Source organism: Vibrio zhugei, assembly GCF_003716875.1.
In the GTDB taxonomy this organism is placed as follows: Bacteria; Pseudomonadota; Gammaproteobacteria; order Enterobacterales; family Vibrionaceae; genus Vibrio; species Vibrio zhugei.
In genome coordinates, this window is the sequence record NZ_CP033078.1 from 954,573 (window position 1) to 974,399 (window position 19,827).

At 44.8% G+C, this 19,827-nt stretch carries 15 protein-coding genes and 1 tRNA gene; 7 read left to right on the top strand and 9 right to left on the bottom strand.

What is annotated here, in order from left to right:
• The first annotated feature begins 284 nt into the window (after positions 1-284).
• From cspE to istB, 3 genes are all read left to right on the top strand, one after another.
• Positions 285-500 carry a transcription antiterminator/RNA stability regulator CspE gene (cspE, locus tag EAE30_RS09720; RefSeq protein ID WP_077311733.1) on the top strand — a complete coding sequence of 72 codons (216 nt, stop codon included), beginning with the start codon at positions 285-287 and terminating at the stop codon, positions 498-500.
• A gap of 1,014 nt (positions 501-1,514) precedes the next feature.
• On the top strand, positions 1,515-3,047 hold the full coding sequence (gene istA / locus EAE30_RS09725; RefSeq protein WP_123015249.1) for an IS21 family transposase: 1,533 nt from the start codon (positions 1,515-1,517) through the stop codon (positions 3,045-3,047).
• 10 nt (positions 3,048-3,057) lie between these two features.
• Positions 3,058-3,798: an IS21-like element ISVch3 family helper ATPase IstB gene (istB, locus tag EAE30_RS09730; RefSeq protein ID WP_123014102.1), complete on the top strand. Its 741-nt coding sequence runs from the start codon at positions 3,058-3,060 to the stop codon at positions 3,796-3,798.
• Between the two features lie 111 nt (positions 3,799-3,909).
• On the opposite strand, the gene EAE30_RS09735 is transcribed toward istB, so the two are convergent.
• Positions 3,910-4,377: a DMT family transporter gene (locus tag EAE30_RS09735; RefSeq protein ID WP_123015740.1), complete on the bottom strand. Its 468-nt coding sequence runs from the start codon at positions 4,375-4,377 to the stop codon at positions 3,910-3,912.
• A 274-nt stretch (positions 4,378-4,651) separates the two neighbouring features.
• Between EAE30_RS09735 and EAE30_RS09740 the strand changes: the two genes are divergently transcribed.
• Complete coding sequence (locus EAE30_RS09740; RefSeq protein ID WP_123015741.1) at positions 4,652-5,332, top strand: type 1 glutamine amidotransferase domain-containing protein; 681 nt, start codon at positions 4,652-4,654, stop codon at positions 5,330-5,332.
• A gap of 124 nt (positions 5,333-5,456) precedes the next feature.
• On the opposite strand, the gene EAE30_RS09745 is transcribed toward EAE30_RS09740, so the two are convergent.
• From EAE30_RS09745 to EAE30_RS09760, 4 genes are all read right to left on the bottom strand, one after another.
• Positions 5,457-5,807: a DOPA 4,5-dioxygenase family protein gene (locus EAE30_RS09745; protein ID WP_123015742.1), complete on the bottom strand. Its 351-nt coding sequence runs from the start codon at positions 5,805-5,807 to the stop codon at positions 5,457-5,459.
• 215 nt (positions 5,808-6,022) lie between these two features.
• Positions 6,023-6,099 (bottom strand) — tRNA-Pro (locus EAE30_RS09750).
• Between the two features lie 75 nt (positions 6,100-6,174).
• On the bottom strand, positions 6,175-7,983 hold the full coding sequence (locus tag EAE30_RS09755) for a DUF3413 domain-containing protein (protein ID WP_123015743.1): 1,809 nt from the start codon (positions 7,981-7,983) through the stop codon (positions 6,175-6,177).
• Positions 7,984-8,017: 34 nt separating this feature from the next.
• Positions 8,018-8,233 carry a YejL family protein gene (locus tag EAE30_RS09760; RefSeq protein WP_123015744.1) on the bottom strand — a complete coding sequence of 72 codons (216 nt, stop codon included), beginning with the start codon at positions 8,231-8,233 and terminating at the stop codon, positions 8,018-8,020.
• An 83-nt stretch (positions 8,234-8,316) separates the two neighbouring features.
• Here EAE30_RS09760 and yejK point away from each other — a divergent pair, with 83 nt between their 5' ends.
• Positions 8,317-9,321 (top strand): nucleoid-associated protein YejK, encoded by a 1,005-nt coding sequence (gene yejK, locus EAE30_RS09765; protein ID WP_123017321.1) that lies wholly within the window; start codon positions 8,317-8,319, stop codon positions 9,319-9,321.
• Between the two features lie 63 nt (positions 9,322-9,384).
• Here yejK and nhaC read toward each other — a convergent pair whose 3' ends face one another.
• Positions 9,385-10,830: a Na+/H+ antiporter NhaC gene (nhaC, locus tag EAE30_RS09770; protein ID WP_123015745.1), complete on the bottom strand. Its 1,446-nt coding sequence runs from the start codon at positions 10,828-10,830 to the stop codon at positions 9,385-9,387.
• Between the two features lie 410 nt (positions 10,831-11,240).
• On the opposite strand from nhaC, the gene asd reads away from it, so the two are divergent.
• On the top strand, positions 11,241-12,356 hold the full coding sequence (gene asd, locus EAE30_RS09775; RefSeq protein WP_123015746.1) for an aspartate-semialdehyde dehydrogenase: 1,116 nt from the start codon (positions 11,241-11,243) through the stop codon (positions 12,354-12,356).
• Positions 12,357-12,436: 80 nt separating this feature from the next.
• Here the strand turns inward: asd and EAE30_RS09780 are convergent, their stop codons facing one another.
• The gene (locus EAE30_RS09780) at positions 12,437-13,078 is read right to left on the bottom strand and encodes a YchE family NAAT transporter (RefSeq protein ID WP_123015747.1); all 642 of its coding nucleotides are present in this window, start codon (positions 13,076-13,078) and stop codon (positions 12,437-12,439) included.
• A gap of 581 nt (positions 13,079-13,659) precedes the next feature.
• Between EAE30_RS09780 and adhE the strand changes: the two genes are divergently transcribed.
• Positions 13,660-16,407 (top strand): bifunctional acetaldehyde-CoA/alcohol dehydrogenase, encoded by a 2,748-nt coding sequence (gene adhE / locus EAE30_RS09785; RefSeq protein WP_123015748.1) that lies wholly within the window; start codon positions 13,660-13,662, stop codon positions 16,405-16,407.
• Between the two features lie 217 nt (positions 16,408-16,624).
• Here the strand turns inward: adhE and EAE30_RS09790 are convergent, their stop codons facing one another.
• The gene (locus EAE30_RS09790) at positions 16,625-18,184 is read right to left on the bottom strand and encodes a SulP family inorganic anion transporter (protein ID WP_123015749.1); all 1,560 of its coding nucleotides are present in this window, start codon (positions 18,182-18,184) and stop codon (positions 16,625-16,627) included.
• A gap of 227 nt (positions 18,185-18,411) precedes the next feature.
• Entirely contained in the window at positions 18,412-19,725 is a 1,314-nt protein-coding gene (locus tag EAE30_RS09795) for an IS4 family transposase (RefSeq protein WP_123017299.1), read from the bottom strand.
• Between the last annotated feature and the right edge of the window lie 102 nt (positions 19,726-19,827).

Genomic DNA, 19,827 nt, shown 5'->3' on the forward strand with positions numbered 1-19,827 from the left:
TAGGTTGGTTACTGCCAATCAGCTGCTTTGCAAAAATTAATTTCAATTAACGGAAATTAGCGCTTTACAAAGCATAGGAATAAGCAGATACTAGCCTTGCTCTGGAGTTCAGAGTTATTAAATGTAAAATCGAGTCAAAGTTAAATTCTCAGTAGCCCATCGTAACTGTTGTCGTTCTTAGTGTTTCCTTAGCTTCATCTAACCATTAAATAATTCATGCCTACAGTGTATCGCAAAATTTTTTGCGGCAATTACTTTTAATTTTTATATATAAGGGACACAAAATGTCTAACGCAAAATCAACAGGTCTAGTTAAATGGTTCAACGAAGAGAAAGGCTTTGGCTTTATTACTCAAAGCAATGGCGGTGCTGACGTATTCGTTCACTTCCGTGCTATCGCTTCTGAAGGCTTCAAAACTTTGACTGACGGTCAAAAAGTAGAATTTGACGTAGAACAAGGTCAAAAAGGTCTTCAAGCTGCTAACGTTGTAGCGCTATAAGATTTTGAATAACGCAGATAACGTCGGTTATCTGCGTTAATCTTTCACCACAACTGTCTGCATATCAATACACGTATTAAGCGTGTCATTTCTCATTAACACCTCTGTTTTATATCCCGTATTCTTCTCCTTTTTATTAGCGTCGAATAACTATAGTAACAGCGACATATGTTTGTCATATTGCTCTGTTATTGTGGGAATAAATCATCGTACCTGTAAGGAAATATTATGAGCCGTTCAACTGGACGTAAGCGTATTTGGTTTCAACACTCTCAAGAGCAAAAAATCAAAAAAGAAACACAAAAAATTACTGAAAATTCATCGACTAACGAAAATTAATTAACAGATTAACCATTGGATAGGTTGCAATCCAATGATGTGCTAGATGCAGTGTTTGCTGCCAAGTGAATGTCTTGATGCATGCGTGCAAAGACATAAGAAAAAAGAGATAAAGAAACATTTTATTTTTCAGCCTGAGGAATTCACAACAGCTCAGTGAAAAATCCAGTGACAAAGCCATGCTCCCAACATGATCTTTGCTTCTTTATCTTTTCTCCTCGATACCCATTTTCATCTCTCTCCCACTTTTTGAATCACGAATCTCATACTATCAGTCAATCGTCTGACACATTAATAAGCTTGGTAGGTCAATAGCAGTAGCATGGCTTAGTCGGATGCGATAATCGCGTGCTATGAGTCCATTCATCACACTAAAGACCGCACCGCATAACAACCCGGCGATGTTCTCCTCAACGCTGGAAGTTGGCGCACAGGTTGCTTTATGTGCATATTTCGGAGCATTCCGATCAGTCATTTCGGGATTATCCGATCACCCATTTCGGTTTAAACCGATCACTGATTCCGCGATTATCCGATCACTTTTAGCCTAACTCCGAAATCGGTGATCGGAATAGCGAAAACCGCGATCGGAATGCCCGAAATCCTTATTTTTTCTCTTTTAAATCAATAGCTCGTTATTCTTTACTTCTTAATCAAGAACGTAAGGAAGCGACAATGGCCAAAAAGAGAACTCCAATGAACAAAATCAAAGAGGTATTACGCCTTAAGTACGACTGCGGTCTCTCAAATCGCAGCATCGCTTCTTGCCTTAAACTCGGCCCGTCCACCATATCAGAACTCCTTACTCGCTTTAAACAAAGCCAGCTTGGCTGGCCTCTACCCGAAAGTTGCAGTGATGCTGATCTCACGCAAGCGCTGTATCACGATAAGAAAACCAGTCGCGATAAAGTCATGCCAGACTTCACTCAATACGCTGTTGAACTCAGACGTAAAGGTATGACGAAAATGTTGCTCTGGCAGGAATATCATGAGCAATATCAAGAACAAGCTTACGCTTACACCCAGTTCTGTGAGCACTTCACGCGCTGGTTCAAAACGCAAAAGCGCAGCATGCGCCAGCTTCATGTCGCGGGTGATAAACTGTTTATCGATTACTGTGGGCCAAGGCTTCAGGTGGTCAACCCTGACACAGGAGAAGTGCGTGAAGCGGAAGTGTTCGTCGCGACCTTAGGCGCATCCAATTACACCTATGTTGAAGCCTTCCCGAGCCAAGGTAAGTCCTACTGGTTAGAGGCGCATGCTAATGCGTTCGAACACTTCGGTGGTGTACCACAGCTCTTGGTTCCCGATAATCTACGTAGCGCGGTCACCAAAGCCAATCGTTATGAGCCGAGACTTAACGACAGCTATCAAAAACTAGCTAATCACTATCAAACCGCCGTAATGCCAGCTCGTCCCTACAAACCAAAAGACAAAGCCAAAGCAGAGAATGCCGTGCTTCTAGTGGAACGCTGGATCATGATGCGGCTGCGACACCAAACCTTCTATACCTTCAAGGCGCTGAATCTCGCTATCCGAGAACTCATGAATGAGTTAAACCAACGTGAGATGAAACAGTATGGCGCGAGTCGTCAATCATTGTTCGATAAACTCGACAAGCCAGCGTTAAAGCCTCTCCCCAAACAGCGTTATCTGTATACCGAAACCAAGCGAGCCAAAGTTGGGCCTGATTATCACATTGAATATCACCGTCATTACTACTCGGTTCCCCATCAACTTGTTGGCCACTATGTTGAGCTAGAAGCCACCAATCGTCTGGTGCAGATCTACCACCAAGGTAACTTGGTCGCTCAACATCCACGCAGCCAACGAGAGCGAGGAAATAGCACCAACGCAGAGCATATGCCAAGTAACCATCAACATCAAAAGTGGTCCCCTGGACGCTTGCTCAACTGGGGAGCCAATATCGGCCCGGCTACACGAGAAGTCATCAATAAGATGCTCAACTCCAAACCTCATCCAGAGCAGTCGTATCGCTCCTGCCTTGGGCTGCTCAATCTGAGTAAAGCGCATGGTGAATCACGCTTAGAGCAAGCCTGTAAAGATGCGCTGATGCTGACAAAACCGAACTACACCTTCATAAACAATCTACTGAAAAACAATCGAGAAGGACAACTGAGCAAAGACAACACGAGCACGCCGAACCTTGTTCATAGCAATGTCCGTGGCCCGAACTGTTATCACTAGGAGAAAGGATATGAACACACTCAATAACCAACTAAAAACCCTGCGGTTGAGCCATGCGGCGAAAGCGTTAGAGCAGCAACAAGAGCAACTGACGACCTACGCAGAGCTGGACTTCGAGGAGAGACTAAGCCTGCTTCTGGAAAGCGAAATCTTGAATCGCAATCAGACCAAAATCCAACGCTTAAAACGACAAGCCAAATTAAGAGTGGATGCACAGCCGAGCCAACTCGTCTACAAGGAGGGACGAAACCTCAACCGTAAACAAATGAGCGAACTACTAACGGGCAGTTATCTACACAAGCACCAAAACATCTTGATCACAGGCCCAACAGGAGCAGGTAAAACGTATCTTGGTTGTGCACTGGCAACCAGTGCCTGCGACCAACAACAAACGGTCAGATACTACCGATTAACTCGCTTGCTTGATGACCTGACCGCAGGACGTCTGGATGGCAGCTATCAAAAACAACTTCAATCGTTGGCTAAGAAAGGCTTACTGATCCTCGACGACTGGGGGATGGAAAAACTGACTCAGGAACACGCGGGCCACTTATTAGAAGTGCTTGAAGATCGTTACCAAAACAGCAGCACAATCGTCATCAGCCAATTACCTGTAAAAGAGTGGTACAACATGATCGGCAACGCCACCGTCGCAGATGCTCTCATGGATCGGCTGGTACACAATAGTCATCGAATAGAACTGGGAGGTGAATCAATGAGAAAACTGGCGCAATCCGATCACTTAGAGTAAAAATAGGAAGAGAGAAAAATGACAGGATCAGGTGATCGGAATAAACCGAAACAAGCGATCGCAATCACCGAAATACGCACTTTATGGGGCTATAGCGTTGTTTTGGTCTGACTAAGAGGACCCGAATAAACGCTCACCAAACATAAATAACGACAGTCCAATTAGCATGAGAGCTAATCCAGCATACTTCCACCAAAAAATCGGTCGTATTGGCATTTGTATCCATCCAAAACTATCAATCAGCATCCCCGTGATTAACTGACCTATAATGAATAAAAACATCGTGTTAGTAATTCCAATACGAGGGGCCAAAAAGATACTAGTAAATACCACCATGGCGCCAATCGCTCCACCAACCCAGCGCCACCAAGGTTGAGCTGCGAGCTGTTGACTCATTCCCGACCACTGTACTTGGACTAGCGCCAATATGCCCAGACAAATGGCTCCCACAGTAAAGGAAATGAAGGCGGCCATGAGCGGCTGGTCATTGACTCCAGAGCTGAGCCGACTGTTCACCGCGGCCTGAATGGATAACCCCATACCACTGACGAAAGCGAGCAATAAGTAGAGCAGGTTCATGATTCCCCCAAATGAAAAAAGTGATTCAAAATCAGTCGTTATGATGACGTATTTTGAGGTTAAGTACCAATCATCACGTTAAGGTTATTCATCAATCGCTCAATAATGTGAATGACGAGGGGTTGATATTTATCATCCTCCCCCCAATCATTGTATATAGACATCGTTCTACCTATGTTTTTAGAAGGTGTTGGTTAATGAGTTTGATATCGTGATATCGACAAATTCGCTGAAACGTACAGGGCGAGAGCCAATCAATCTTTAAGGAGATGACATGAAAGTACTTGTTGTTCTTACCTCGCATGACCAGTTAGGTGATACGGGCCATAAAACCGGTTTCTGGCTAGAAGAGCTAGCGGCGCCTTATTATGCAATGCAAGATGCCGGCGTTGAAATGACACTTGCATCTCCAGCGGGTGGTCAACCACCACTTGATCCGGGTAGTGCGGGAGAAGAATTTCAAACAGAGGACACTCGTCGTTTTGAAAAAGATCCTATCGCACAAGAGCGTCTAGCCAATACGATGACGCTTTCTGAAGTCGACATCAATGAATACGATGGGGTTTTCTATCCGGGTGGCCACGGTCCATTGTGGGATCTTGCGGAAGACAAAACCTCTATTGCGATTATTGAAGACACCATCAAGGCACACAAACCTGTCGCCTTGGTATGTCACGCACCTGGCGCACTTCGCCATGTGAAAAATGCGCAAGGCGAGCCATTGGTCAAAGGTAAAAAGGTCACTGGTTTCTCCAACTCTGAAGAAGCTGCGGTACAATTGACGGATGTTGTGCCTTTCCTTGTGGAAGATATGCTGCAAGAAAATGGTGGTGAGTATTCGAAGTCTGATGACTGGACATCGTATGTGTTGACTGATGGTTTGTTAATTACAGGACAAAACCCTCAATCCTCTGCTGAAACGGCGACAGCTTTGATTAAAAAGCTTAACGCCTAATGGTTCGATAGTCCTACGATAGCGTCTTATCGTGGGAAAATTGTCAAACGCCTCAAACTGAGTTTGGGGCGTTTTTTTATCCTGTCGAACGCGCTTTAAGTTTTTATGCTTTACGGTCGGAGCCTTACGCCAATTTGGAGAGATCTAGGGCAACGGGATCGCCTAACCAGTATGCATGTATCGTATGATCGGCGAGAGCATTGCCAGTCAATCCGTGCACAAAGACAGTCAGGCCTGCACGGTGCACCTCTAACCATGGAATAATGGCATCAAACACCTCACTAGAAAATGCAATTTGACAGCTCCACATCGTATGTGGGCCAACCCGCTTTTCATGTATTCGGCCAATGCTTACAGGAAATGTGTCACCAGCCTGGTGACATAATTGACGGGCAAATGCGAGCGTCACTTCATCAAAATACACATGAGCATGATAGGCAGGATGCTTATTGACGGGACGTTTGACGGCTTCCATAAAAACCTCTTTAAGCGCAATAAATAAGTAACAGTCGAGCGTCAATGATAGGTGAGTCTGCGTTTCAACGCGAGTGCTTATCGAACGATATTGGATAAGCAATAGAGAATCGGTGGTTAGCAATTACTGACAGGGAGCGTAGCCTTGTTGTGTCCAAGCACTGTATATTGGAGATAAAAAAAGAGAGAGCCTAAGCTCTCTCTTTTTTAGGTGTATGGTCGGACTGAGAGGATTTGAACCTCCGACCCCCGACACCCCATGACGGTGCGCTACCAAGCTGCGCTACAGTCCGATGCAACAAAGCATACCAGTTTTCTTGGCCTCGTCAAGATGAAAAACACCGTTAATTTTTATTGAGGTGCTTGATTTAATTATCTTTTGAGTAAAATCTTTGCAGCTCGGTTAACCCTTGCAATAATACAGGCAACGTTGGGCTTTGATGTTTAATACGATGATAATTTTTATCGTAGAGCTTAAAGTTACCAAACTTATCAATCACGGTGGTTTTATCGCCAGTGACTAGCGCTAATTCTTTTTGATCACCAGCGAGAATCCACTTACGCTTGGTTTCATCGAACAGGTTCCGACCACTACTGAAATCACTCGGATTCGAAGAGACACCCATTAAATCTTGCATCAAGGTCACGGAAAGATCGAGATGGCTCGATGGGTGAACAAATTGTGCTGGTAGCTTACCAGGCCAGTGAATCACCATGGGTACTTTAATCTGGTATTGACTGTAATTACTGTTTGAACCCCAGCTGTTGGTTTTCGTTTCGTTGAATTCCATGCCGTGGTTAGACGTAATAATCACCACAGTATTATTATTTAATTTCAATTCATCGATTTTAGCGAATAAAGTCGCGAGCTCATGATCGGCCTGACGAACTGAGTAGTGGTAGTCACTCATCAGACGTTTCGCTGGTGACCCTTTTGAGCTCGAATTATGGAAATTATCGAAATCAGACACTGACGTTAGCTCAAGATAGCTAAACCAGTGTGTGTTTTGGTGTTGTTGTACCCATTGCGCCCAATGATCGATGGTTTGTACGTCGTGGGGCAACATTTTAATGAACGTTTGCTTTTGCATCGCCACTTTGCGGAACATGGTTTCGTGGTACAAGTCATCGGCAAAGTTATCACCACTAAACAGTCCGAACTGATATTGATGGGATTTAAACACATCTAACATCACAGGCGCGACACCTTGGGCAATGATACTGCTGGCATAACTGCTCGGCAGCCCATAGAACAAACCAAAAATACCGTACATATCGTTACTTGAACTGTAATGGTTCAGGAACTGCAGATTTTGTTGGGCGTAGGCCGCGGTATTCGGCATCAGTTTTGTGTTTAAGGCATCTGCACGCAAATTATTGACGCTGACCAGCAACACATTGAGTTGGTTTGCTCGGCGGCCAAATTGAATCTTTTCTCGTGGATAATCGACAAGATCCACATTATGTTTCTGGTTTTCTTTTAACCGCTTACGGTATTCCTCGCGATCCAGCAAGCCATGTTTTTCCATAAAGGATTTCGCGGTCATTGGGTACGACAGTGGGAAATTCGACTTTTGACTGGTGACTGGTGCATAGAAATACGCATCAGACCATACGTAGATCAAATGACTGGTAATAAAGCACACAAAAAAGACCGCCGCCATGGGGCGACCAATGCGCTTATGTGACAGTTTACGTTGCTTACGCCACACCCATTCAGACAGGCCCAACTCCAGCAAGAAAATCAAGGGGAGAACCACAAACAGATGTTGGAGGTCGGTACTCAGACGGTTGGTTTTATCGCTAAATAATAATTCCCAAACCACAGGCGTTAAATGTAAATTTATGATTTGATAGGCTTGGGTATCAATCAGTAGTACGGTGAGCCCGGTGGTGGAAAAACACACCGCAAAGAATCGAAACACTGACCTCGATGGAATCACAAAGGTCAGTGGGAACAGAATGAGGAGATAAAGCGCGAAAACCAAAAAGCCAAAATGCCCCACCCAAGAAACAGACAGATACAGTTGTCCTAGGAAGGTTTCTGGCCATGGTGATTGAGCGATGTACCGCGTACCGATCAACATTGCAGCAATGATATTAAAGAAGGCAAACCAATGCCCCCAACCGACTAAGCGCGATACGCGTTCGCCGTATGTATTTCCGCTATCTACCATGTGATGTTCTGTTATTTATCCGTTGATGATGAACTCAGTCTTCGATTGACGAGATTAACGCTTGTGAGAATTTCTCCGCAATCGATTTGCGTTGTTTCGCGGCCACATTGGTGTTGATGACATTCGTGGCAATATTCCCTGCAATCATCAATGTTAACTCAGATGATGATTGATGTTTATCAAGAACAGCAGCAATTTCCGTCAGAATTGTTTCAACTTGTTCGTCACTATATTTTGATGTAATTGGCATAAGGACTCTATAGATGATAGTAAAAGCGGCTTATGATAACCTACTATACCCTACAACTGAAACCCAACGATGATAATTTCACTATGAGTCTGCACCTTTCTAACGTTATTTTGCACCAATTGCGTAAAAATGATAGCGACGAGCTTGTCGTAAACTTTAGAGCACAAGCGCTCGATAATGATACCTCCACAGAAAATCTTGTGGCCGAATTGCATCGTGTATTCAATGCAAAAGCCAGTAAAGGTTTTGGTTCCTTTCAAGAAGATAGTCAATTTCAAACTTGGCTGCAGGAATTACGTCAAGGAAAGCGTGATTTTTACGATTTTTCTCAAGTAAGTGGGCAACGTTTGTGCGACGAATTAGCAAAGTACCCTTTCGCGGAAGCGGGGATTTTGGTATTTGCTGAATATCAGTCGCTGGCGACCGATTACTTATTTATTGGTTTACTGCCAACGAATCAGAGTTTGAAAGTGACAGAAGGACTAGACATTAGTGCGACTGACTATCTGGACCTGAATAAAATGGATATTGCTGCGCGCATTGATATTTCCAGTTATGAAACCGATAACGCGTCTAATCGCTACCTGACATATATCAAAGGGCGAGTAGGGCGCAAAGTCGCCGATTTCTTTTTAGACTTTCTTCAGGCAAACGTGGGACTGGATACCAAGCAGCAAAACCAAGTATTAATGCAGGCGGTGCAAGATTTTTGTTCTGACGCTAAGCTCGAAAAAGAAGAAGCCATCAGTTACAAAAAACAAGTCGCTGAGTATTGTAATGAACAGATTAAATCCGGTGATGAAATCGAAGTGCAAGAATTGTCTGGTGAATTATCACCGAGCAGTGACGGTACGAGCTTCTTAGAGTACACCCAGCAACATGGTTATGAACTTGAAGAAAGCTTTCCCGGTGACCGCACCGCGGTGCGTAAGCTGACTAAGTATGTCGGTGCGGGGGGCGGTCTAAATATCAGTTTTGATAGCCTACTGATGGGAGAGCGTGTGTTTTATGATCCAGAGACCGACACGTTGACCATTAAGGGAACGCCACCTAATCTCAAAGACCAGCTGACCCGCAATAAACATTAAACGCATTTCTCGGATTCTTTCTATTAAAGCCCAAGTCACTCATTGTGACTTGGGCTTTTTTCACTAAGCATTGTCCGTCACGGTAGCGCTAGGCTGAGGGGGTTGTGATGGCGCCATACTTTCATCGACAGGTTCGCATGGGTCAATGAACCAGCCCATGTATGAACACGCAATGGTAATGATGATACACACGAAACTTAACCACATGAAGGGGGCGTAAGAGAGCGTTGCGACTCCTAAAATACCTGCCATATAAATACCGTTATCACTCCATGGCACCATGCCTGAGGTCAGCGTGCCCCCAAATTCCGCATTACGTGATAGGTTTTTACGTTGATAACCGAGACGATCATAGTTTTTCGCGCAAATTTTGGGCGTCAGAATTAATGATACATACATGGCGGAGCCAAATACATTACCAAGAAACGCCGTTCCAATCGTGCTCGTCGCTAAAGAGCCCGCATTCGTGATGCGATGAGTAAAGAGTTTTGCAATGGTTTCTAACACACCGACTTTATCTAATAAGCCGCCGAAACCCAACCCGAAGATAATCACCGCGACCGAGCCGAGCATCGAGGACATGCCACCCCGGTTAAGGATGGAGTCAATAAACTCGACTCCGGAATCAATCGAGTAAGGTGCCCACGCTGTTTTGAACGCAATGAGCGGATCCATATTTTGCACCATCACAGCCCAAACCACGCCAAGTAATGAGCCAAAGCTGATCACCGGGAAAGAAGGTAAACGTAATGCCAATAATCCCAATACAATAATGACTGGAACAAAGGAATAAGGCGTAATATCAAATTGATTTTGCATGGACAGCATGACCGATTGCACTTTTGACATGTCGACTTGTCCCGAATAATGAATGCCAAATGCGGTAAACATAATTGCGGTGATGACATAGCTGATCGCGGCAATCGGCAACATACCTTTAATGTGTTCTACTACTTCAACGTTCGACATACTTGAGGCTAAAATAACAGAATCTGACAGGGGGGACATTTTATCGCCGAAATAGCACCCTGAGAGCACCGCGCCAGCGGTGACAGGGGCCGGAACACCAAGTCCTTGTCCAATGCCCATCATAGCAATGCCTGCGGTACCAGCCGCGCCCCATGAGGTTCCTGTCGCGAGAGCGGTAAGAGAACAAATGATCATGGTTGCGAGTAAAAATATGGAAGGGTGAATCGCTTTGAGGCCGTAATAGATGATGGTTGGGACGATGCCGCCAGCAATCCATGTGCCGACCAGTGCGCCGACCGCGAGTAAGATAAGCACCGCTCCAAGCCCATTCGATATCCCACTTAGGGCGGCTTTTTCTAAATCATGATATTTGTGGCCCAAGCGTAATCCCAAGCCAATAATAATGAACCAGCCAATATACAACGCGAGTTGAATGGGTAAGTCGAGTTTTGCTGTAAAAGAAAATGCGATCAGTAGAAATAATCCGAGTGACACAATAACTTGTAGCATGCTTGGTAAGCGCTTGCCCGCAGATACCATAAAAAAACTCTTTCGAATGGTTATGCTAATGAATTGGTGTAAGGATAGAAAAATATGGTAAGCACTCTACCTTAAACATAGTGATTTATCGAGTTTGGAAAGTAATTCTTTGCGTAAAAATCGACATTAAACCGGTTTTTATAGCGTTAAATATTAAAAATTCTTGTATCTATAATAGAAGTTACTATTCCGATTGTTTTGCACTAAATGGCATAATTATCTAAATTTATAAGGGGTTTATGTCAATCTCATTCATTGGTAACTGTGCTCTTGACTGGGAAAAATCGCTGCATTGTATGGCGTGTTTCCTTTCATCTTCTGTTTGGTCATGAGATATTCGTGGTTGAGATTTTGTTGAGAATCCCTTATAGATGGGTAAACCAATAACAAAGAACATGGAGAAGTCGAGAATGAAAGTAGGTCTTGTAGGTTGGCGCGGCATGGTCGGGTCGGTATTAATGCAGCGTATGGTAGAAGAAGGGGATTTCCAACATATTGAACCGACTTTCTTTAGTACCTCACAAGTGGGGGGAGTGGCACCGAATTACGGCAAAGAAGCCGGAACGCTGCAAGACGCGTTTGATATTGATAGCTTAAAACATCTTGATGCTATCATTACTTGCCAAGGCGGCAGCTATACTGAAAAAGTGTATCCGCAACTTCGTCAGGCGGGCTGGAAAGGCTATTGGATTGATGCCGCATCGACATTGCGTATGGTGGATGAGTCGATTATCACGTTGGATCCGGTAAACTTAACGCAAATTCAACAAGGCATTCATCATGGCAAGAAAACATTTGTCGGCGGTAACTGCACCGTCAGCCTAATGCTAATGGGGTTAGGTGGCTTGTTTGATAAAGGGCTGGTGGAGTGGACCAGTGCGATGACGTATCAGGCAGCATCGGGATCGGGTGCCAAGAATATGCGTGAATTGATCACTCAAATGGGGGTGATTGCGGATTCTGTCAGCTCTGAGCTCGCCAACCCAGCCAGTTCCATTCTCACCATTGATCGCAAAGTCGCGGAAACCATGCGCTCCTCTTCTTTTCCAACCCAAGAGTTTGGCGTACCACTTGCAGGCTCGCTAATCCCTTGGATCGATGTCAAGCGTGATGATGGTCAAAGCAAAGAAGAATGGAAAGGCGGCGTCGAAGCCAATAAGATCCTTGGATTGCAAGACTCACCAGTGCCAATCGATGGAACTTGTGTCCGTGTGGGAGCGATGCGCTGTCATTCGCAAGCATTGACGATTAAGCTTAAGCAAAATGTCCCTATGGATGAGATCGAAGATATTATCGCATCTCATAATGAGTGGGCGACGGTGGTGCCAAATGAGCGCAGTATCACAGAGCAGCATCTATCGCCTGCAAAAGTAACCGGGACTTTGTCAGTTCCTGTTGGGCGCCTGCGCAAAATGAAAATGGGGGATGACTTTTTGAATGCCTTCACCGTTGGCGACCAATTATTATGGGGCGCTGCGGAGCCATTACGCCGGACATTGCGTATTATCTTGGCAGAGAAGTCGTAATGTAATAATGCCGTTTTGATAGCAAAAGCGTCGACCTTGGTCGGCGCTTTTTTCTTAGGATGGTGGATCATAGTAAGGGATTATCCAGACAGGCCGGGCAACAAATTATTTAATCCATTGGTAATAAATTCAACCCCGAGTGCGGCGAGGATTAACCCCATGATCCGAGTGATGACGTTGATGCCTGTTTGGCCGAGAAAGCGGACAATAAATGGCGCAGAACGAAATAACGCCCAACACCCAAAACAAAACACACTGATTGTTATGACGATCCCGAACAAATCTAAGGTTGTAGGATAGCGCGATCCGTACACAATCGTAGAGCTAATGGCACCAGGTCCGGCCATGAGTGGCATCGCGAGGGGTACCACACCCACCTGCTCACGACTGATGGACTCATTTTTTTCTTGTTTATTTTGTTTATCTTCTCCCAATTTCCCACTCATCATAGAAAACGCGATACTGATTAACAGCAGGCCACCGGCGACACGAAAGGCATCGAGAGAGATACTGAACATATCTAATAAAAATTGCCCGCCTAATAGCGAACAGATAAGAATAATGGCAACAGAGAGGTTGGCTGTGCGTGCAGTTTTGCTCCGCTCATCGTGTTCCATGTGGCTGGTTAAAGACACAAAAATAGGCATGATTCCAATGGGATTGACGGTCGCCAACAAGCCCAGAAAAAAATGTAAAAAGATGGAGAAGTCGTTATATGCCATGATCCTACTCTAATGAAGGAAGTAAACACGAAAATGTGCGGGTAATGTAAGCGAAATAGCGCATGATAACGAATGAAAAAAATTGTAGTAAATTATCAATAAAGCATTAAAAAAAGTAATGCGAGATTTGAAAGAGAGAGACAATTGTCATTTTGTGCGTAAGGCAGGATAAACGAGAATTTTTTTTGACCAAAAGCCGCGATCAGTGTTGTTATAATCATCCAGTGGCACATACACAATGTAGTGCGAATGGAGAGAAGCGAGAGTTTGAAATTTTTTTACAACTGCTCGTAATTCTCTAACTTAATTGAGGATTTTTAACAAAAATTAATGAATTTCATAGAGATAAATAACCTTAAAAAACATGTGGTTAGTGGGTTTTTTTGCAGGGTGAAAATAATGTCACTTTTTAATCAGTCAAACTGATCCAAATCAATTTTATTGCGTGTATTCACGTCTATACTCACCACATGAAAGCCGTTTATTAAGTGTTCGAAGGCGTAAAACATCCAGAAATCGGGATGTGAACGTAAAAGACTTACTAAAAAGTTTTTAACTATTTTTGATTTAGGAGATCTAATATGGCTGTAACTAACTTAGCTGAACTCGATGCTCTTGTGGCACGTGTGAAAAAAGCTCAAGCAGAATTCGCCACTTATTCGCAAGAACAAGTCGATAAAATATTCCGTGCGGCTTCACTTGCGGCAAACCAAGCGCGTATCCCGCTCGCTCAGCAAGCTGTTGCTGAGTCTGGCATGGGGATTGTGGAAGACAAAGTGATTAAAAACCACTTCGCCTCAGAATATATTTACAACAAATACAAAGATGAACAAACCTGTGGTGTGTTAGAAGAAGACGACAGCATGGGCACCATGACCATCGCTGAGCCTGTTGGCATTATTTGCGGTATTGTTCCAACCACTAACCCAACCTCAACTGCGATTTTTAAGTCACTCATTTCTTTGAAAACTCGTAACGGTATTATCTTTTCTCCACACCCACGAGCGAAACACTCCACCAATGATGCAGCGAAACTTGTGCTAGATGCTGCGGTTGCCGCAGGGGCACCCAAAGACATCATCGGTTGGATTGATGAACCTTCGGTTGAGCTGTCTAATGCATTGATGCGTCATGAAGACCTCGCATTGATTCTCGCCACTGGTGGCCCAGGTATGGTGAAAGCGGCTTACTCTTCAGGTAAACCTGCCATTGGTGTGGGTGCTGGTAATGTGCCTGTCGTGATTGATGAAACGGCGGATATCAAACGTGCGGTTGCCTCTGTATTGATGTCTAAAACATTTGATAACGGTGTCGTGTGTGCCTCTGAGCAAGCAGTCATTGTTGTTGATGAAGTTTACGAGCAAGTGAAAGAGCGTTTTGCTTCTCATAAAGGCTATGTGCTTAGCAAAGATGAAGCAGCGAAAGTACGTGATGTACTGCTTATCGATGGCGCTCTTAACGCGAAGATTGTTGGTCAGCCAGCTACGAAAATTGCTGAAATGGCAAACATTACCGTACCTTCTGATACCAAAGTCCTGATTGGTGAAGGTTTACACGGTAAAGTGACAACGGAAGATGCTTTTGCGCATGAAAAACTGTCGCCAACATTGGGTATGTTCCGTGCGGTTGATTTTGAAGATGCGGTAGCTCAAGCGGTGCACATGGTTGAGATTGGTGGCATCGGTCATACATCGGGTCTCTACACCAACCAAGACAGAAACCAAGACCGTATTTTGTATTTTGGTGACAAATTAAAAACCGCTCGTATTTTGATCAATATCCCAACGACTCATGGCGGTATTGGTGATTTATATAACTTCAATATTGCACCATCACTGACGCTCGGTTGTGGCTCTTGGGGTGGGAACTCTATTTCTGAAAACGTGGGTCCTAAACACCTCATCAACAAAAAGATTGTTGCAAAACGAGCAGAAAATATGTTGTGGCACAAACTTCCAAAATCTATCTACTTTCGCCGCGGTGCACTGCCTGTAGCTTTGTCTGATTTAGAAGACAAAAAACGTGCGTTCTTAGTGACCGACCGTTACTTGTTCAACAATGGCTATGCTGATGAAATTGTTGCTTTATTGAAAGCACAAGGCATGGAAGTGCAAACCTTCTACGAAGTCGAAGCGGATCCAACCTTATCCATCGTACGTAAAGGTGCGGAGCAAATGAACAGCTTCAAGCCTGACGTGATTCTAGCGCTGGGCGGTGGGTCACCGATGGATGCTGCGAAAATTATGTGGGTAATGTACGAACACCCAGAAACCGAGTTTGAAGAATTGGCAATGCGCTTTATGGATATCCGTAAACGTATTTACAAATTCCCTAAAATGGGTAAAAAAGCGGAACTGGTGTGTATTACTACGACGTCAGGCACAGGTTCAGAAGTGACCCCATTTGCTGTGGTAACCGATGATGAAACTGGCGCGAAATACCCGCTAGCTGATTACGAAATCACGCCAAACATGGCTATTGTGGATGCGAACTTAGTCATGAACATGCCAAAATCGTTAACAGCGTTTGGTGGTTATGATGCAGTGGTTCACTCATTAGAAGCGTACGTTTCTGTGATGTCGAGTGAATACTCTGATGGTCAAGCATTACAAGCTTTGAAACTGTTAAAAGAGTATCTGCCATCAAGCTATGCCAATGGCGCGAATGACCCTATTGCTCGTGAACGTGTACACAATGCCGCGACGATCGCCGGTATTGCCTTTGCCAACGCGTTCTTAGGTGTCTGTCACTCAATGGCCCATAAACTGGGTGCTGAGTTCCACATTCCGCATGGTTTAGCGAACGCGCTATTGATGGAAAACGTCGTACGTTACAACGCGAACGATAACCCAACAAAACAAGCAGCGTTCTCTCAATATGACCGCCCACAAGCGCGTCGTCGTTATGCCGAAGTCGCTGAGCATCTTGGCCTTGTAAAAGAAGGCGCACATACTGCTGAGAAAATTCAAGCTCTACTATCTTGGTTGCATGAATTGAAAGCTGCATTAGACATTCCAATGTCAATTCAAGCGGTTGGCGTGAATGAAGCCGACTTCTTTGCCAAACTTGATGAGTTAGCGGTGGAAGCGTTTGATGACCAATGTACCGGTGCGAACCCACGTTACCCATTAATTAGTGAGTTGAAAGAGGTCTTGATTGCGTCTTACTACGGTAATGCTTATGTCGAAGGCGAAACCTTTGAAGGCACAACGGTTATTAAGAAAAAAGCCGACCAAGTTGCCGCGGTAAAACGCGCTCATGAAGAAGCGAAAGCGCAGAAAGCAGAGAAACAACAACCTGCTGCTAAGAAAAATAAAAGCGAAGCCTAAGCGCACTTAGGTTTATGATGCAAAAAGCCCCGCTGCCGAGCAGCGGGGCTTTTTTATTGGATGGTGTTGACGTCGTCTTTGCCACCGTTGTGAAAGTATGTTTGCAATGGGTAGTTCAACAAGGCGTTGATCTACCCATTCTACGATAGCGACGATTGATAAGAGGAATGCGCTTGCGCTGCTCCTACCCATCAACCCCACAGAAGGTGCCGCTAGGTTAACCAGCTAACGAGTTGGTCACCACTTTATAGATAGGGTCTTCTTCATTGTTGACTTCGACTAAGCTGCCCGCTTTTTTCAATAGGGCACGGCAATCTTTACTTAGGTGACGTAAATGAATGACTTTCCATTGTGAAGAGTAGCGTTCTGCCACGGTCTCAATCGCTTCAATGGCGGAATGGTCCACCACACGAGAGCGCGCAAAATCGATGACCACTTCTTTCGGGTCGTTATCAGCATCAAAAATTTCGGTGAAATTCGCCGCTGAACTGAAGAAGATTGGTCCGTCAATTTTGTAGGTTTTCACGCCAGCTTCATCCGTTTCTTGTTTGGCGTAGATATGCTTGGCGTGTTGCCATGCAAACATTAACGCTGAAGCGATGACGCCAATACCCACCGCCATGGCAAGGTCGGTAAACACCGTGATGACAGTAACGAGTACAATCAAGAAAAAGTCTTGCTTAGGCACACGGCGTGCGAGTGAGAAAGTCGCCCATTCAAATGTTCCAATCACCACCATGAACATCACACCGACCAAGGCGGCTAAAGGAATCATCTCGATCAGTGACGAGGTGAATAGAATGAACATTAATAGAGCAATGGCAGCGGTAATACCCGATAAACGACCACGACCGCCAGAATTAATGTTGATCATTGACTGGCCAATCATGGCACAGCCACCCATAGCACCAAAGAATGAACAACTGACGTTTGCAATGCCTTGTCCGATACATTCGCGATTTGATTTTCCGCGAGTGTTAGTCATTTCATCAATGACGGTAAGGGTCAGTAAGGATTCAATCAAACCAACGCCAGCAAGGATCACTGAGTAAGGTGCGATAATTTGTAACGTTTCCCAAGTAAGAGGGACATCGGGAATCGAGAAAGACGGCAAATTACCAGCCATCGTGGCATTGTCGTTGCCAGTCATTGATCGTAGGAAATCGACAACGGTGCGCGTATCCAAATGGAAGAAATGTACGATCAGAGTAATCACAACAATCGCCGCTAAAGAGGCTGGCACTGCAGAGGTCAGTTTAGGCAAAAAGTGAATAATGGCCATGGTCAATAAGACTAAGCCCAGCATGATAAGCAATTTCTCTTGGCCAAGCCAATGCATTGCGCCGTCAGCGCCTGGGACTTTAAATTGTCCCAATTGAGCGAGAAAGATCACGATAGCCAGGCCGTTGACGAAGCCAATCATCACCGGAGTCGGGACAATACGGATAAATTTACCGAGCTTAAAGACCCCGGCTAGAATTTGTAGGATACCGGCAAGGAGCACGGCGGCAAACAGATATTGGACACCGTGAACCGCGACTAAGCTCACCATCACGACCGCCATTGAGCCGGTTGCGCCAGAAATCATTCCTGGACGACCGCCAAAAATCGACGTCATCAAACCGACAAGAAAAGCGGCATATAAGCCGACCATAGGTTCTACGCCCGCCACGAAAGCAAACGCGACCGCTTCAGGCACCAGTGCAAGTGCGACCGTTAAACCAGACAGCACATCGTTTTTCACCGAGTGCTTAGTAAACTGCGGAAATTCAAACATGTTGATTGTTTCTCATATAGTAAAAGGGGATTTTGCTAGCTGGCTATATACCGTTACAGTGTAGTGGATAACTGTGAAGTACACATGTCAGTAACAAGATAACAACTTGCAATAGAGGGCGCATGCTACAGAAATGTCGCGTGCAGTTCAATTATTGAGATATTGTATACAAAGAGTTCATAAAAAAAGGCTGCCTAATAGCATAATGCTTGTAAGTTAAGAGGCATTTAACATCTTTTAGAAGGCCTGGTCGCATAGCGACTGGGCCTTCTTTTTACTGCTCTTGGATAGCTTCGTTCTCTCCTTTCTGGCAGCGTAAAACTCTCAGCCATATCTAAGATGTAATTCATCACCTCCGGGACCCTTCCCGGTGCCACTGACGGCAGTTGCTGTAATTGCCCTATTAAGAACAACGAAGCTTGTTTGAACCCTATCTGGTAAGGCATGACCTTGTTTTGATCGTAAGCCATTTGGCACATCAAGAACCTAAGTAAGTTGTAAGCCAGCAGCATGCCCCATAATTCTTGTTCTACTAGCTCAGGCTTTTTACTTCTTAGGGTTAGGGTGTTTTGCAGCATATATTGCTTCATTTCTCGATAACCAAGTTCGATTTCCCACCGATGGCTATATAGCTCGGCTATGTCTTGCCCTGGGTAACGCAAGGGATCTGTCATTGAGGTTAATAACCGAACTTCCTTCCCCTTTATCGTCTTGGTGATTAATCGAGCCTCGAGTGTTTCTGGTGCATCGTGCCACTTCTTCTTCGCTTGTGGGGATAGCGTTAACTCAACCAGCTCTTGACCACGTCCTAATTGGCGAAGTGTCGTGTATTGCGCCCCTTTACGCATGGGAATTAGCCAATGTCTTTCTGTCCCTGTTGTCTGCCAACGGTGTAAAAGCCCTAGCGCATAAAAACCTCTATCGAAGATAGTCAGGCTATTATCTGGTGATTGCTCTATGAGCTCCGTTGTTAGGTCCACTTCACTTGTTGATGTGGAATCGAACGAAGCGCTATTTAGAAGATGACTAGTCAGCTCCATGTGGCAGACCATGCGCACTTGAGGATATTCGGACGAGCACTTTTGATTCCGAGTCCGACTGAATGTCTCACCGTTTTCTTTCGTATCTGGCGTTCGCCAGACGACGCCGTCGACAGCATGAAGCGTGAGTCCATGCCAGTCTGGATGAGGCGTTTTATCATGCCAAATCTTCTGTGTTTGAGTAAAAACGGATTTCATGACATCGGAGCCCAACCGTTGTCTGGCTTGGATGACGGCACTTGGAGCAACAAATGGCTTCTTACCTGGAAGGAGGATATCCAGTTTCGACACAACTTTCTCCATAGACAAGTGACGATATAAAGACATCCCAACGACACTCCATACCATCATCTCCATAGGCAATCTTCGTCTACGAACTGTGGTAATTCCGGTATCTTCTAAACATTGCGAAATGAGTTCAGGGGAAAGTAGGTCAGATAACCCCGAAAGTTGTTCAGCAGAAAATTTGTGTACTTGGTTAAGTGCTTGTCTTAAAAACATAAAAAAATCCGAGTGCATGAATACACTCGGATTTTGACACGTTAGATGGATCCTTCAACCGATCATTTTAGTCTTAACTGATCGGCATTATGCCTAATAGCA